Source organism: Actinoplanes sp. NPDC000266 (assembly GCF_042899005.1).
GTDB lineage: Bacteria > Actinomycetota > Actinomycetes > Mycobacteriales > Micromonosporaceae > Actinoplanes.
This window is the reverse complement of the sequence record NZ_JBIAZI010000005.1, coordinates 514,705-529,364: the sequence shown is the minus strand read 5'-3', so window position 1 is coordinate 529,364 and position 14,660 is coordinate 514,705. Positions and strand designations below refer to the sequence as shown.

General features: G+C 70.9%; 18 protein-coding genes. 10 read left to right on the top strand and 8 right to left on the bottom strand.

What is annotated here, in order from left to right:
* Window positions 1–9: 9 nt before the first annotated feature.
* The 4 genes from ACFY36_RS23150 to ACFY36_RS23135 all read left to right on the top strand — a co-directional run bounded on the left by ACFY36_RS23150 (window position 10) and on the right by ACFY36_RS23135 (window position 4,154).
* Window positions 10–189 (top strand): DUF6104 family protein, encoded by a 180-nt coding sequence (locus tag ACFY36_RS23150; RefSeq protein ID WP_097318060.1) that lies wholly within the window; start codon window positions 10–12, stop codon window positions 187–189.
* A gap of 16 nt (window positions 190–205) precedes the next feature.
* Window positions 206–895 carry an AAA family ATPase gene (locus ACFY36_RS23145; RefSeq protein ID WP_499748023.1) on the top strand — a complete coding sequence of 230 codons (690 nt, stop codon included), beginning with the start codon at window positions 206–208 and terminating at the stop codon, window positions 893–895.
* A 71-nt stretch (window positions 896–966) separates the two neighbouring features.
* A complete protein-coding gene (gene pta / locus ACFY36_RS23140; RefSeq protein ID WP_499748022.1) occupies window positions 967–3,042 on the top strand; it encodes a phosphate acetyltransferase in 2,076 nt (691 codons plus the stop codon).
* Window positions 3,039–4,154 carry an acetate/propionate family kinase gene (locus ACFY36_RS23135; protein WP_499748021.1) on the top strand — a complete coding sequence of 372 codons (1,116 nt, stop codon included), beginning with the start codon at window positions 3,039–3,041 and terminating at the stop codon, window positions 4,152–4,154. Before pta ends, ACFY36_RS23135 begins: the two co-directional genes overlap by 4 nt.
* Window positions 4,155–4,195: 41 nt before the next feature.
* Here ACFY36_RS23135 and ACFY36_RS23130 read toward each other — a convergent pair whose 3' ends face one another.
* Window positions 4,196–4,363, bottom strand: coding sequence for a hypothetical protein (locus ACFY36_RS23130; protein WP_499748020.1), 168 nt, complete (start codon window positions 4,361–4,363; stop codon window positions 4,196–4,198).
* 143 nt (window positions 4,364–4,506) lie between these two features.
* Here ACFY36_RS23130 and ACFY36_RS23125 point away from each other — a divergent pair, with 143 nt between their 5' ends.
* Together ACFY36_RS23125 and ACFY36_RS23120 are read left to right on the top strand one after the other, a co-directional pair.
* Window positions 4,507–5,376, top strand: coding sequence for an alpha/beta hydrolase family protein (locus ACFY36_RS23125; RefSeq protein WP_499748019.1), 870 nt, complete (start codon window positions 4,507–4,509; stop codon window positions 5,374–5,376).
* 32 nt (window positions 5,377–5,408) lie between these two features.
* Window positions 5,409–5,981, top strand: coding sequence for a lipoprotein (locus ACFY36_RS23120; RefSeq protein WP_499748018.1), 573 nt, complete (start codon window positions 5,409–5,411; stop codon window positions 5,979–5,981).
* Here ACFY36_RS23120 and ACFY36_RS23115 read toward each other — a convergent pair.
* From ACFY36_RS23115 to ACFY36_RS23105, 3 genes are all read right to left on the bottom strand, one after another.
* Window positions 5,978–6,928, bottom strand: coding sequence for a zinc-binding dehydrogenase (locus ACFY36_RS23115; protein WP_499748017.1), 951 nt, complete (start codon window positions 6,926–6,928; stop codon window positions 5,978–5,980). The two genes, ACFY36_RS23120 and ACFY36_RS23115, sit on opposite strands and share 4 nt — an antisense overlap.
* A 22-nt stretch (window positions 6,929–6,950) precedes the next feature.
* Window positions 6,951–8,201 carry an NAD(P)-dependent malic enzyme gene (locus ACFY36_RS23110; RefSeq protein ID WP_499748016.1) on the bottom strand — a complete coding sequence of 417 codons (1,251 nt, stop codon included), beginning with the start codon at window positions 8,199–8,201 and terminating at the stop codon, window positions 6,951–6,953.
* 117 nt (window positions 8,202–8,318) lie between these two features.
* Window positions 8,319–8,630, bottom strand: a complete 312-nt coding sequence (locus ACFY36_RS23105) for a S26 family signal peptidase (RefSeq protein ID WP_499748015.1) — start codon at window positions 8,628–8,630, stop codon at window positions 8,319–8,321.
* 86 nt (window positions 8,631–8,716) lie between these two features.
* Between ACFY36_RS23105 and sodN the strand changes: the two genes are divergently transcribed.
* Together sodN and ACFY36_RS23095 are read left to right on the top strand one after the other, a co-directional pair.
* Window positions 8,717–9,121, top strand: coding sequence for a superoxide dismutase, Ni (gene sodN / locus ACFY36_RS23100; RefSeq protein ID WP_499748014.1), 405 nt, complete (start codon window positions 8,717–8,719; stop codon window positions 9,119–9,121).
* A 153-nt stretch (window positions 9,122–9,274) separates the two neighbouring features.
* Entirely contained in the window at window positions 9,275–9,634 is a 360-nt protein-coding gene (locus ACFY36_RS23095; protein WP_097318732.1) for a trypco2 family protein, read from the top strand.
* Here ACFY36_RS23095 and ACFY36_RS23090 read toward each other — a convergent pair.
* Together ACFY36_RS23090 and ACFY36_RS23085 are read right to left on the bottom strand one after the other, a co-directional pair.
* Window positions 9,631–10,323 (bottom strand): FadR/GntR family transcriptional regulator, encoded by a 693-nt coding sequence (locus tag ACFY36_RS23090; RefSeq protein WP_499748013.1) that lies wholly within the window; start codon window positions 10,321–10,323, stop codon window positions 9,631–9,633. The two genes, ACFY36_RS23095 and ACFY36_RS23090, sit on opposite strands and share 4 nt — an antisense overlap.
* A gap of 38 nt (window positions 10,324–10,361) precedes the next feature.
* Window positions 10,362–10,757, bottom strand: a complete 396-nt coding sequence (locus ACFY36_RS23085; RefSeq protein WP_499748012.1) for a hypothetical protein — start codon at window positions 10,755–10,757, stop codon at window positions 10,362–10,364.
* A gap of 52 nt (window positions 10,758–10,809) precedes the next feature.
* Between ACFY36_RS23085 and ACFY36_RS23080 the strand changes: the two genes are divergently transcribed.
* Both ACFY36_RS23080 and ACFY36_RS23075 read left to right on the top strand, forming a co-directional pair.
* Entirely contained in the window at window positions 10,810–11,757 is a 948-nt protein-coding gene (locus tag ACFY36_RS23080; RefSeq protein WP_499748011.1) for a diacylglycerol/lipid kinase family protein, read from the top strand.
* A gap of 403 nt (window positions 11,758–12,160) precedes the next feature.
* On the top strand, window positions 12,161–12,415 hold the full coding sequence (locus ACFY36_RS23075; protein ID WP_014447395.1) for a WhiB family transcriptional regulator: 255 nt from the start codon (window positions 12,161–12,163) through the stop codon (window positions 12,413–12,415).
* 222 nt (window positions 12,416–12,637) lie between these two features.
* Here the strand turns inward: ACFY36_RS23075 and ACFY36_RS23070 are convergent, their stop codons facing one another.
* Window positions 12,638–13,876, bottom strand: coding sequence for a sirohydrochlorin chelatase (locus tag ACFY36_RS23070; protein WP_499748010.1), 1,239 nt, complete (start codon window positions 13,874–13,876; stop codon window positions 12,638–12,640).
* Complete coding sequence (locus tag ACFY36_RS23065; RefSeq protein ID WP_499748009.1) at window positions 13,858–14,622, bottom strand: phosphoadenylyl-sulfate reductase; 765 nt, start codon at window positions 14,620–14,622, stop codon at window positions 13,858–13,860. Before ACFY36_RS23065 ends, ACFY36_RS23070 begins: the two co-directional genes overlap by 19 nt.
* Window positions 14,623–14,660: the final 38 nt, after the last annotated feature.

The window sequence follows — 14,660 nt, the reverse complement described above, 5'->3', positions numbered from 1 at the left end:
ATCCGGGTCATGTACTTCACCGATCGCGGCATCGAGGAGCTGGTCGAACGGCGTGGCCAGGAAACGGTCACGCTGGAGTGGCTCGGCGAGCAGCTGCGGACCTTCGTCGACCTGAACCCCGAGTTCGAGACCCCGATCGAGCGCCTGGCCACGTGGCTGGCCCGCGACGACGAGGACGAGGACGAATAGTTCCCCGATCCGGCGGGTGGAGCTCTCCGCCGACGCCGAGATCGACCGTACGCAGTGGTGGGCGCGGATCCCGGCGGTTCGCGCCCTGCTCGACCATGGGCTGAACATCCCGCCCGGCGTGACGTTCCTGGTCGGCGAGAACGGGTCGGGCAAGTCGACGCTGATCGAGGCGCTGGCCGTGGCGACCGGGCTCAACCCGGAGGGCGGCTCGCGCTCGGCCCGGCACTCGACGCGGGAGACGGAGTCGCCGCTGGGGGCGGCGCTGAAGGTCATCCGTACGCCGGGCAAGCGCGTCAACTCGTACTTCCTCCGGGCCGAGACCACCCACGGCCTCTACACCTACCTGGAAGGGCTGCCCGGGGACAATCCGGACGGCGGGCTGCACGAGCAGAGCCACGGCGAGGGCTTCCTCGAGCTTCTGACCCGCAAGTTCCGGGGGTACGGCTTCTATCTGATGGACGAGCCGGAGGCGCCACTCTCCTTCACGTCGACACTGGGGCTGCTCGGGATGCTGGAGGAGTTGCGGGCGTCCGGGGCGCAGGTCGTGATCGCCACCCATTCGCCGCTGCTCACGGCCCTGCCCGGGGCCACCATCCTGGCGCTCGGCGACGACGGCATCCGGCGGGCCGCGTGGGACGACCTGGAGATCGTGGCGAACTGGCGCGGGTTCCTGGCCTCGCCGACCGCCTACCTCCGTCATTTGTGACAGGCATGGCGTCATCCACAGTTAGGACTTTCGGCCCGGCGGCCTCAGGGCCCGGCCGGTAGGTTTGGTCCGTGGCACGAAGTGTGTATGTGACCGGTCTCGGACCGAGCGTCGGCAAGGGCACGGTCGCCCTGGGGCTGGTCGAGTTGCTGTCCCGTCAGGTCGCGCGGATCGGCGTCTTCCGGCCGCTGGTCTCCGGTCCCGACGACGATTCGCTGCTCACCCTGCTGACGAAGCGCTATCCGGTCGTGGCGCCCTCGGCGGAGTCCTACGGCGTGACCATCGCCGAGGCGAGCGCGCTGGTGGCCGACGGCAAGTGGGAGGAGCTGATCTCCCGCATCGTCGAGCGCTACCGCGAGGTCGAGCGGCTGGCCGGCTCGGTCGTGGTGATCGGCAGCGACTTCGCGGCCGGGGCCAGCGCCGACGACGAGATCCCGCGCGAGCTCGGCTTCAACGCCCGGCTGGCCACCGAGTTCGGCAGCGTCGTGATCCCGGTGATCAGCGGCGCCGGCCGGAGCGCGGAGTCGCTGGCCGGCGCCGCCCGCAGCGCGTACCACTCCCTCACCGACCTCGACGCGACCGTCCTGGCCGTCATCGCCAACCGCGTCCCGGCCTCGGCCCGGCCCACGTCACCGGTCGATCTGCCGGTGCCGATGTGGGCCATCCCCGAGGTCGCGGCCGTGAGCGCGCCGACCGTGGCCGAGGTGGCGGCCTCGCTCGACGCGACCGTCATCTCGGGCGGGGCGAGCGCGCTCGACCGCGACGTGCTCGACTACGTGGTCGGCGCCGCCCACGTGCCGGCCCTGCTCGACCACCTGACCGACGGGGCGCTGCTGATCACCCCCGGCGACCGGGCCGACCTGCTGGTGGCGGCCAGCGCCGCCCACGCCGCGGGCAACGTGACGCTCTCCGGCCTGGTCCTCACCCTGGGCGAGCGGCCCGACGAGCGCGCGGTCCGCGTGATCGAGCGGCTCAACACCGGCCTGGCCATGCTCGTGGTCGACTCCGACAGCTACCACACGATCTCCGCCGCCGGCCGCATCGAGGCCCGCCTCGGCACGGGCACACCCCGCAAGATCGAGGCCGCCCTCGGCGCCTTCGAGGAGAACGTCGACACCGCCGAGCTGACCCGCCTGCTCGACGTGGCCCGCTCCAGCCGGGTCACCCCGCTGATGTTCGAGAACGACCTGATCGACCGGGCCCGCGCCGAGCGCCGCCACCTCGTGCTGCCCGAAGGCACCGACGAGCGCATCCTGCGGGCCACCGAGACGCTGCTGCGGCGCGGCGTCGCCGACCTGACCCTGCTCGGCGTCCCCGACGAGATCACCCGCCGCGCCCGCGAGCTCGGCCTCGAGATCGGCGGCGCCCACCTGGTCGACCCCGAAACCAGCGAATGGCGCGACGAGTTCGCCGCGACCTACGCCGAGCTGCGCAAACACAAGGCGGTCTCGCTCGACCTGGCGTACGACGTGGTCCGCGACGTCAACTACTTCGGCACCCTGATGGTCCAGGCGGGCAAGGCCGACGGCATGGTCTCCGGGGCCAACCACACGACGGCGGCCACCATCCGCCCCGCCTTCGAGATCATCAAGACGGTCCCCGACGTGTCGGTGGCCTCCAGCGTGTTCTTCATGCTGCTGGCCGACCGGGTCCTGGTCTACGGCGACTGCGCGGTCAACCCCGACCCCGACGCGGCCCAGCTGGCCGACATCGCGCTCTCGTCGGCGCGGACGGCGGCCGCCTTCGGCATCGAGCCGCGGGTGGCCATGCTGTCCTATTCGACCGGCAGCTCCGGCGCCGGCGCCGACGTGGAGAAGGTCGCGGCGGCCACCGCGCTGGTCCGGGAGCGCTCACCCGAGCTGCCCGTCGAGGGCCCGATCCAGTACGACGCGGCCATCGACCCCGCGGTGGCGGCGACCAAGCTGCCCGACAGCGCGGTCGCGGGCAAGGCGACGGTCTTCATCTTCCCCGACCTCAACACCGGCAACAACACCTACAAGGCGGTCCAGCGGTCGGCCGGCGCCGTCGCGGTCGGCCCGGTCATGCAGGGCCTGCGGCGACCGGTGAACGACCTGTCCCGCGGGGCCACGGTCAAAGACATCGTCAACACAGTGGCGATCACGGCAATCCAGGCGGCGGCGCGATGACTCGGGTTCTGGTCCTCAACAGCGGTTCCTCGTCGGTGAAATACCGGCTCTTCGACGGCGCCGAGACCGTCGCCAAAGGTCTCGTCGAGCGGATCGGCGAGCCCGGCGGCGACACGGCCGACCACCGGGCCGCCCTTCAGCGCATCATGGACTCGATCGACCTGTCCGGCCTGGCCGCGGTGGGCCATCGCGTGGTGCACGGCGGCCCCGAGTTCAGCGAGCCGACGGTCATCGACGACGAGGTGGTGGCCCGCGTCGAGTCGCTGGTGCCGCTGGCCCCGCTGCACAACCCGGCCGCGCTCACCGGCATCGAGGTGGCCCGCAAGCTGCTGCCCGACGTTGCGCAGGTGGCGGTCTTCGACACGGCGTTCCACGCCACGATCCCGCCCGAGGGCGTGACGTGGGCCATCGACGCGTCGCTGGCCGAGCGGTGGCAGATTCGGCGGTACGGCTTCCACGGCACCTCGCACGCCTATGTGGCCCGCAAGACCGCCGAGCTGCTGGGCCGCCCGATCGAGGACACGAACGTCATCACGCTGCACCTCGGCAACGGCGCGAGCGCGTGCGCGGTCCGCGGCGGCCTCAGCGTGGCCACGTCGATGGGCATGTCACCGCAGAGCGGCCTGGTAATGGGGACCCGCAGCGGCGACATCGACCCGACGGTCGTCTTCCAGCTGCACCGGGTGGCCGGCCTGCCGATCGAGGAGATCGAGAACAGCCTCACCCGCCACGCCGGCCTGCTCGGCCTCACCGGCGAGAACGACCTGCGCGCCGTCATCAAGCGCCGCGACGCCGGCGACCCGGCCGCCACCTTGGCCTTCGACGTCTACTGCCGCCGCATCCGCGAATACGTCGGCGCCTACCTGGCGGTGCTGGGCCGCGTGGACGCCATCACCTTCACCGCCGGCGTGGGCGAGAATTCGCCTCCGGTGCGCGCCGCTTCCCTCTCCGGCCTGGAGGCCCTGGGCATCGAGATCGACCGGTCCCGCAACGAGGACGGCGCCGGCATCATCTCGCCCGACGGCACCCGCGTCCCGGTCTGCGTCGTGCCCACCGACGAGGAGCTGGAGATCGCCGACCAGTCCCGGACGGCGCTCTCCCTCCCCCGCTGACTCCGGGCGGCGGCGCGAGGTCTTCCCCACGCCGCCGGAGGTCAGGCTACGAGCCAGACGATCAGGGCGATCAGGACCACGGCGACAGCGACGGCGCCGATGATCAGTGGGGTCTTGGAGGCCGGGGCCTGCTGTTGCTGCGGGGTGTGCTCCGTGAAGGCGCGGAACGCCTCGGTGTTGCCGCTCGGGTCGACTCTGTTGTCAGACATGCGGAAGACCTTAGCGAAACAACGCACCCCAGCCGATCCGGCGACCCACCACGCACGCGATCTACCTGGACAAACACCCCCGTACGGTGATTTCACCCCAACGAGGCGGCGCCCACCCGTAACGTTTCGCCGCGCGAGCCACAATGGGACGGGTGCATCGCCGAACTCTTGTCCTCGGGCTGGGCGCCGCGGCGCTCGCCGGATGTTCCGCGCCGGCGGAGAAACCCGCGCCGAGCGTCTCGGCGAGCCCGGCTCCCACACCGGCCTCGCGCCGGGCGCCGGCCCAGCAGTTCCCGGTTGGGACGCGGCGGCTCGCCCTGCGGCGCGGGGCGGACCGGCCGCTGGCCACCACGATCTGGGCCCCCAAGGGCGACGGGCCGTTCCCGCTCATCCTCTTCAGCCATGGGCTCACCGCGAATCCGGGCAGCTACGCCGACCTGCTGCGCTCGTGGGCGCGGGCCGGCTTCGTGGTGGCGGCGCCGGCCTATCCGCACACCTCGGGCGAGTCGGGCGAGCTCAACGTGCTCGACGTGCTCAACCAGCCGGCCGACGCGTCGTACGTCATCACCGAGGTTCTGGCCGAGCTCACGAACGTCGACACCGGCCGGGTCGCGGCCGCCGGTCATTCGGCGGGCGGGATCACCACGATCGGGATGTTCAGCAACGCCCGGGACCATCGGCTGGTCGCCGGGGTGGTGCTGGCCGGGCGGCAGGTGCTGGCGTCGCCGTTCACCGGCGTGGAGGCGCCGCTGCTGTTCGTGCACGGGCAGCGCGACAAGGTGGTGGGCTACGGCGACGGCCGGGCGGCGTACGAGGCCGTGCCCTGGCCCAAAGCCCTGCTCAGCGTCACCCGGGGCGGGCACATCGCGACCGGCGCCGCGTTCGGCGTCGTGGCCGCGACGACCACGGACTTCTGGCGATGGAGCCTGTACGGCGACACGGCCGCCCGCGAACGGCTCAGGACGGACGCGACGCGGGGCGGCGTGGCCACCCTGGACGACAAGTTGCATTGACAGGCGTGGCTTCGAAAGATCCAATATGCCGCGTGAGAACGGGGACACGGATCGTGGCCGCCGCGGTTGCCGTGGCACTGCTCAGCGGCTGCTCCGGCGGTTCCTCCGACCCCGATAGGGCCACCGCCAAGGATGCTTGGGGCGATCCGCCGGCCGCGGCTCCGGCGGCGAAGATCGGCGCGCCGGGCACGGCCTGTCCGTTGCCGATCACCTTCGACGTGGCCGGCGAATGGTCGCCCGAGGCGGTCGAGGACGGCCTGTTCGACCAGGGCGGCTTCGCCCTCCGGTGCGAGATCGACGCCAAGCCGGCCGGGCACCTCGGCTTCCTGCGGGTCTGGACCGGCCACGGCACCGATCCGGCGGCGGCGCTGGAAGCCTTCGTGAAGGCCGAGCAGGGTACGGCGGCGATCACCGGCCGCCGCACCCGTTCCGGCCCGGCAAGCGCGGAGACGACCTATCTCGACGTCGAGAACGACCGCCCCGAGCGGGTGCTGGCCTTCTCCACCGGCCCGGACATCGTGATCCTCACCCTCGGCGGTGCCGACACCGAGGAGCACGAGGACATGCTGCCCGCGTACGTCCTGGCCCGCGACACCATGGCTTAGTGCAGCAGGTCGACGACGACCTTGCCGAAGATGTCGCCCGACTCGAGCCGGGCGAAGGCGTCGCCGACCGCGCTGAAGCCGTACGTCGAGTCGACCACCGGGCGCACCCCGGTCGACACCAGCAGGCCGAGCAGGTCCTCGAGGTCGTCGCGGGTGCCCATCGTGCTGCCCAGCACGTCGAGGCGCATGGCGAACAGGCGCCGCAGGTCCACCGTGGCCAGGTGACCGCCGGTGGCGCCGCAGACGACGATGCGGGCGCCCGGGCTGGCGCACTTCATCGAGTGGTCGAAGGTGGGCGCGCCGACCGACTCGATGACCACGTCGACGCGCTCGGGCAGGCGCGCGCCGGGCTCGACCGCCGTGGCCCCGAGCTCGGCGACGCGTTCACGCTTCTCCGGGTCGCGGCTGGTGGCGTACACCCTCTTGCCCATCGCCAGCGCGAGCGCGACCGCCGCCGTGGCCACCCCGCCGCCGGCGCCCTGCACCAGCACCGCGTCCGCCTCGTCGACGCGGCCGCGCGTCTTCAGCATGTGGAACGCCGTGAGCCAGGCCGTGGGCAGGCAGGCCGCGTCCACGAAGGACAGACCGGCCGGCTTGGCCACCAGGCTCTCCGGCGGCACCGCGACCCGCTCGGCGAGCGTGCCGGGATGCCGTTCGGAGAGCAGCGACAGACCGCGCGGGTCGGCCTCGTCCGCGACGACCGGATAGATGACCACCTCGTTGCCGTCCGGGTCGACGCCGGCCGCGTCGCACCCGAGGATCATCGGCAGGCGGTCGGCGGGCAGGCCCACTCCGCGCAGCGACCACAGGTCGTGCTGGTTGAGCGAGGCGGCCCGCACCTCGACCGTCACCCAGCCGTCGGGCGGGGTCGGCTCGGGCCTCTCGCCCACGCGCAGCGCGGAGCGGGGGTTGTCAGGGTCGGCGGCGATGGCGTAGGCGGCGCGCATAGGGAAGAACCCTAAGCGCTTTCTAGGCCACTGTCGTGCGCTCCTCGACCGGGGACGGCGCGCTGCGGCGGGCCACCCCGTCGGCGATGGCCGCGGCGGCGACCGCCTCGGCGACCGCGGGGGCGACGCGCGGGTCGAGCGGCGACGGCACGATCGCCTCGGGGCGCAGGTCGTCGGAGACCACGTCGGCGATCGCCTCGGCCGCGGCCACCTTCATCCGCTCGGTGATCGTCGAGGCCCGCACGTCGAGCGCGCCCCGGAAGATGCCCGGGAAGGCCAGCACGTTGTTGATCTGGTTGGGGAAGTCGCTGCGGCCGGTGGCCACGATCGCCGCGTACTTGTGGGCGATCTCCGGCGCCACCTCGGGCGTCGGGTTGGCCATGGCGAAGATGATGCCGCCGGGCGCCATGCCGGCGACCGCGCTCTCCTCGATGGCGCCGCCGGAGACCCCGATCAGCACGTCGGCGCCGATCAGGGCCTCGGTGATGCCGCCCGCGCGACCCGAGAGGTTCGTGGTGGCGGCCAGCTCGGTCTTGATCGGGGTGAGGTCGCCGCGCTCGGCGTGGATGATGCCGCGCGAGTCGCAGACGATGACGTTGGCGCCCTCGACGCCGGCCGCGATCAGCGTCTGGGTGATCGCCACGCCGGCCGCGCCGGCGCCGCTGATCACGACGCGCAGGTCGGCGAAGCGGCGGCCGAGCAGCTTGGCCGCGTTGCGCAGCGCGGCCAGCGTGACCACCGCCGTACCGTGCTGGTCGTCGTGGAAGACCGGGATGTCGAGCTCGGCGTCGAGCCGGCGCTCGATCTCGAAGCAGCGGGGCGCGCTGATGTCCTCGAGGTTGATGCCGCCGAACGACGGCGCCATCGCCTTGACCGTCGCGATGATGCCCTCGACGTCCTGCGTGTCCAGGCAGATCGGGATCGAGTCGACGCCGCCGAACTGCTTGAACAGGATGGACTTGCCCTCCATGACCGGCATCGCGGCCTTGGGTCCGATGTTGCCGAGGCCCAGCACCGCCGAGCCGTCGGTGACGACCGCGACCGTGTTGGCCGTCCACGTGTAGTCGGAGTAGAGCGACTCGTCGTCGGCGATGGCCTCGCAGACCCGGGCCACGCCGGGCGTGTAGGCCAGCGACAGATGGTCACGGCTGGTCAGCGGAACGGTCGCGCTGATCTCCATCTTGCCCCGCTTGTGCAGGTCGAAGACGGGGTCGGCGGCGAGGGCGGGATCGAGCTCGAAACTGAAGTAGGACACGGTGACTCCAACCGGCATCAGAAATGGTCGAGGCGCTCACCGATCGCACGGCGAGTGTGCGCCGGACCGGAGCGCGATGCGGGGATCACCCGTAACAGCTATCGCAGCGCGAGTGTGCGCTGCGATTTCCGAACCCTAACGTAGCCGACCGACGCGCGGGTAGTAGCGAATTATCGCGCGGCCGATGACATCCGCCACCCCGTACGCTCGCGAATCGTCCTTCACCAGGGAATTGTCTCCCTCCACCCACCAGCCGCCATCCTGCTCGCGGACCACCCGCTTGATCACCAGCAGATCGGGCCGGGACCGGAAACGCGCGACGACGATGTGGCCGGGCCGCACGCGCCGGTCGCCGCGCGACACGATCAGCGCGTCGCCCGAGCGCAGAGTGGGCACCATCGACGGTCCGTGCACGAGGACCGCGAACAGTGGTAGTTGCCACCTCAAGGCATCAGTCCTCCGTCGCGTTACCGGCCGGGTGTAAGGGGTAGTGTCATCCACGGATCATCGCAAACCCGTATGGAGGAGTCCTGATGCGACTTCCGCGTTTCCTCATGCCTAAGACCGTGGTCAGCGCCCACTGCGACCTGCCCTGTGGCGTCTACGACCCGGCCCAGGCCCGGATCGAGGCCGAGTCGGTCAAGGCCATCGCCGAGAAGTACCAGGCGAACACCGACCCGGAGTTCCGTACCCGCGCCATCCTGATCAAGGAGCAGCGCGCCGAGCTGGTCAAGCACCACCTGTGGGTGCTGTGGACCGACTACTTCAAGGCCCCGCACTTCGAGAAGTACCCGCAGCTGCACGGCCTGTTCAACGAGGCCACCAAGCTGGCCGGCGCCTCCGGCGCCAAGGGCTCGGTCGACCCGGCCGTGGCCGACCAGCTGCTCGGCAAGATCGAGGAGATCTCCAAGATCTTCTGGGAGACCAAGCAGGCCTGATGCTTCGCGCGCGACGGTGGGCCCGTTCATCCGGACGGGCCTGCCGTCGTCGCGTCGTTTCCGGCCGGGCGCTAGAGTCCGGGGCGTTGGGAGGATGACACGGTGACTCTGACGGATACACACCCGGACCCGGCGATCGGCGACGACGTCGTCATGCTCACCGTGCCCGCCGACGGTGGCTATCTCGGCGTGCTCCGTACGGCGACGGCCGGTCTGGCCGCACGGCTCCACTTCGCCCTCGACGAGATCGAGGACCTGCGCATCGCCGTCGACGAGGCGTGCGCCATGCTGCTCGCCATCGCGACCCGCGGCGCCGAGCTCGACTGCCGGTTCGCGGTCACCGAGGACGCGCTGACCGTCGAGGTCACCGTGACGACCGTGCGCGGCGCCAAGCTGCCGGCCGAGTCGTCGTTCGCGTGGAAGGTGCTGACCGCCCTCACCACGTCGGCCACGGCCGAGGCGACGGGCCAGCGCGCCACGATCCGCCTCGTGACGCGCCGGGTGAACTTCTAACGCACGACCGCCGCGATGTAATCGAGGTGGCGGGCCGCCGCCTTCGTGGCCGACTCGGCGTCACGCATGCTCAGGCAGTCCAGCAGCAGCCGGTGGTCGGCGTCGATCTGACGCCAGTATCCCGGCGGCAGGTCGCTGGTGACGTCCTCACCGAACGAGGCGTGGTAGAGCGGCCGCACCACCAGCTCGAACAGCGGGTTGCCGGTCGCCTTGGCCACCGCCATGTGGAAGGCCGCGTGCGCGGACAGCATCGTGTCGAGGTCGTCGATGGCCGGGTCGAAGAGCGCGCCGTGAATCTCGAGGAGATGCTCCTCGTCGCGGCGCACCGCGGCCAGCCCGGCCGCCGGCACCTCGAGCGCCCGGCGCAGCTCGAGCAGGTCGGCCAGCCCGACGTCGGCCGAGTTCGTCAGCAGCGTGAAGCCGGTGGCGAGACCGTCGGCCAGCTGCTCGGCGTCGGGGTGCGAGACGAAGCTCCCACCGGTCACCCCGCGGGTCGTCACGATGAGATGCTGGCTGGCCAGCAGGCGTAACGCCTCCCGCACGGTGCTCCGGCTGACGCCGGTCTTGACGCACAGCTCGGGTTCCGGGGGCAGCCTCTCACCGGGCTGGAGACGCCCTGAGGTGATGTCGGCCCGTAACTCGTCCGCCAGTAGTTGATACGCGGGCGGCCGCACCGTTGATCCGGTCACTCCCACAGGGTAGGCCCTCGTACCGGAAATAAGGCCGGTTAATCGATGCCCAGTGCTCTTGTGCTGGCCGGAAGGACCACCAGGAGGCCGACAAGCACACCCAGGGCCATCAGCACAACACCCAGCCAGAGTGGATTCACCTGGATGAGGAAGCCGCCGGTGGCGATGACGAACAGCTGGATGACGATGGCCGGGCCGCGGCTGCCGCGCCGTCGCTGACCCAGGAACCGCGCCACGAAGAAGACGAAGGCGACGCCGATCGCGGCGAACACCGTGAGGGACACCGCCACGCCGATGTTGACGTCGTCGCTCGTCAGATCTTGGACGACGAGCCACACCGTGAGCGCGGCCAGCGCGGCGCACTCCAGGTAGAGCAGCCGCACCGCCCACACCAGCGTCGAGGGGTTGTCAACGACTGACTTCTCACCGGTCACAGCAGCACCATACCGACAGTGTTTCGGGCCGTTGTTGGGTACAGTGCCGCGCATGCGAGCGTTACTGCTGGTCAACCCCAAGGCTACGACCACCAGCGAGCGCAGCCGGGACGTCCTGGTGCGCGCTCTGCGCAGCGCGGTCGATCTGTCGGTGGAGTACACGACGCGGCGCGGGCACGCGTCGGCCCTGGCCCGGACGGCCGCCGAGAGCGGCGTCGACGTGGTGGTCACCCTCGGCGGCGACGGCACGGTCAACGAGGCGGTCAACGGGTTGATGACCGCCGAGGGCGCGCTGACCGGCGTGACCGAGTCGCGGGCCCAGGCGCTGCCGGCGCTCGCGGTGGTGCCCGGCGGCTCGACGAACGTCTTCGCCCGCGCGCTCGGACTGCCCCGCGACTGGGCCGAGGGCACCAGCGTGATCCTCGACGGCCTGCGCGACGGCCGGTGCCGGATGATCGGCCTGGGCCGCGCCGACGACCGCTTCTTCACCTTCGCCGCCGGCTTCGGCTTCGACGCCGCCGTGGTGCGCCGGGTCGAGCAGGCCCGGCTGCGCGGGCGTACCTCGACGCCCGGCCTTTACTTCCGTTCCATCGTCGGCCAGTTCTTCGGCGACGACCGCAAGACCCCGCCGCTGAGCATCGAACGCCCCGGCGAGCCGCCCGAGGTCGACCTGGGCACGGTCATCATTCAGAACACGGCCCCGTGGACCTATGTGGGCGACCGGGCGATCAACCCGAACCCGAACGCCTCGTTCGACCGTGGTCTCGACGTGCTCGCTCTGCGTGGCCTGGCCATCACCAGCACGACCCGGACGATGGCGCAGCTCGCCACGCGCAAGGGCGATCCGAGCGGCAAGCAGGTGCTGCAACTGCACGACCAGGACGAATTCACCATCGTGGCGTCGCGGCCGCAGCCTTTCCAGCTGGACGGCGACTATCTGGGCGAGCGCCAGAAGGTGCACTTCGTGTCCGTTCCCGAAGCACTACGTGTGATCTGCTGATCACGGGGTAGGGAACCTCACGATCCGTTACAGAAACTCGGTCAAAAGGTCGGCAGAAGGGCCGTGACCGTACTACATTGATGGGAGCGTTCGTCACCGGGTCCTGGCAGTAGCCCTGAAACCGGACAAAGGGGCCGTGAGCCAGCTCACCCGCCGGGAGAAACTTCTGGCGCTACCCTTGACATCGCCAGAGTTCGTGAAAGCATTCACAAGCGATATGAAGTAACCGGCTGCTGCTTGTGCGCGTTCCTAATTCAGATGCGCCGAACGGCTTGCCACAAACACAAAAGCTTGCTGACGCACGGCGAGCGGAGGGTTCCAGCCCACCGGCCGCCAACGCGCATGCATAGGTAAACCAGTAACGCGATTCATTACCCCATCCGAAACAAGGAGTGTTGCCGCCATGGACTGGCGTCACGATGCGATCTGCCGCGACGAGGACCCGGAGCTGTTCTTCCCGATCGGGACGTCCGGCCCCGCGCTCCTGCAGGTCGAGCAGGCCAAGGCCGTGTGCCGGCGGTGTCCCGTGACCGAGAGCTGCCTTTCCTGGGCACTCGAATCGGGTCAGGACGCCGGCGTCTGGGGCGGGATGAGCGAAGACGAGCGACGCGCAGTGAAGCGTCGCGGCGGCCTGCGGGTCGGCGCTCCTACCGCCTGAACCAATCCCCCACAGCATTTGCGCCCCGGGCCGTTCGGCACCGGGGCGTCTTGCTGTTTCCGGTCGATTACTCAGCGCGCCGATTCCTGAGAGGTTCCTTCGGGGTTCGCCCAGCGCGCTAATTCGATCACGTTGGGTTCCATCGAGAATCCACGAAATGATCTCGAAATTGCGGACCCCCGCAACCAATGGTCCACATTCTCCATACGGTCCGTGCCCGCCTTATGCCGCAACGGGATAGTGACGCTGAGTCAGCACAACCCGCTCGATCACCAGGCGTACAAGATCGGTCGCGTCACCGAGCGGCGCCGCGACGGTCACCGCCCCCGCGTCGAGTGCCGAGCGCACCGCGAGGTCGTAGAGGTGCCCCGGAGCGAGGAAGTAGGCCGCCATTCCGACCCGGCCCCGCAGAAGGCCCACAGCGCCTCCGGGACGGGGCAGGGCCCCCGAGGCATAGGCGACGGCACACGGAAGGCTCAGGCGAGCGCTGAGAGCCTCCGCAACCCACATGATCGTTTCCCGCGCGGCCGCGTCCCGGGTCCCCGCCGCCGCGAGCACAACCCCGTCAAGCCCGCTGAGGGCCTCGCCCGCGCCGTGGACCGCCCTCACACCGCCGACCCCGCGGCCGCCCGCCCGGTCCACGCCGCCAACCGCCGCCGCGCCGGCAGGCCCGCGACGGCCGGCCTCGCCCATACCGCCGGCCGCGTCACCAAGCGCGCCACCGACCTCAGCCGAGCACGCGCCGCTGACCCCGCCCGAGCGGGAGCCGCCAGCCACGTCACCGACCCCGCCATCCGAGACCACGCCGCCAACCGCGCCCCATGGCGCCCAGCCGCCGTCGCTGGCCGCGCTCGGCGCTGCCGATACCCCGGTACCCGCGCTCGTGAGGCCCGCCACGCTGACACCCTCGCCCGCGCTGACACCCTCGCCCGCGCTGACACCCTCGCCCGCGCTGTCACCCACGCTCGCGCCCGCGACGCCAACCGCGCTGACACCCGCACCCGCACCCAAGACGCCACCTGCGCCCGCGACGCCGCCCACAGGCGCCATGACGAGACCCGGGGCGCCGATGACCGCGCCGCCCGCTACGGCCTCGGCGAGGCGGCTGATCAATCCATCGAGGAGCAAGTCCGAAATTTCGGGACTTGTGGGGCCTAGGACGTCGGCCAAGGTCACGTCAATCGGGAAAGAGGCCGCCGCGGCGAGGATCTCGGGCACGTCGACCCGGCCGTGGTAGGCCGCCGTCAACAGCAGCGGCACCACGACCGCCCGGGAACCCGCCGGCAAGGCCGCCAGCACGTCGAGCGGCCTCGGCCCCGCATGGTCGAGGAACGACGCCCGCACGTCCCAGCCAGGCCTGGCCCTCCGCACCGCGCGGGCCAGCGCCCTCGTCGACGCCGCCGCCCGCGGGTCCCGGCTGCCGTGCGCGACCAGCAGGACGGTCAGACGTGCAGACCGCATTCGGTCTTCTCGAACATCGCCCAGCGGCCCGCTCGCGGGTCCTCTCCGGCCTTCGTACGCCGGGTGCACGGCCAGCAGCCGATCGAGCCGTAGCCCTTCTTGAACAGCTCGTTCACCGGCACGTTCCACCGGCTGATGTAGCGGTCCACCTCGGCCTGGGTCCAGGCCGCGATCGGGTTGACCTTGACCTTGCCCTTCTTGGCGTCGAACGCCACCACCGGCGTGTTGGCCCGGGTCGGCGACTCGTCTCGGCGCAGGCCCGTGGCCCACGCGTCGTAGTCGGACAGCGCTCGCTCCAGCGGCTCCACCTTGCGCATGAAGCAGCACTCGTCGGGGCTCCGGGCGAACAGCCTCGGCCCGTATTCGCCATCCTGCTGGCCCACCGTCATTCTCGGGCGGATCGAGCGCACGTTGACGTTCATGGTCGCGGCGACGGTGTCGCGCACCTTCAACGTCTCCGGGAAGTGCAGACCGGTGTCGAGGAAGACCACGTCGACGCCGGGCGAGACCCGGGAGAAGACGTGCGCCACCACCGCGTCGGCCATCGAGCTGGTCACACAGAAACGGTCGCCGAAGGTGTCGGTCGCCCACTTGGCGATCGCCTCGGCCGGAGCGCCCTCCAGCTCGCGCGCCGCGTCGCGGGCGAGCGCCTCCAGCTCCTCGCGGGAGCGGCGGGCGGGATCCTGGGCGACGGCCGGTGCGCCGAGGTTGACCAGGTTGAGGTTGGTTGCGGCCACGATGGTCATTTCTTGCCTCCCCGAGATAGCAAGCCGTTGAACTTCAC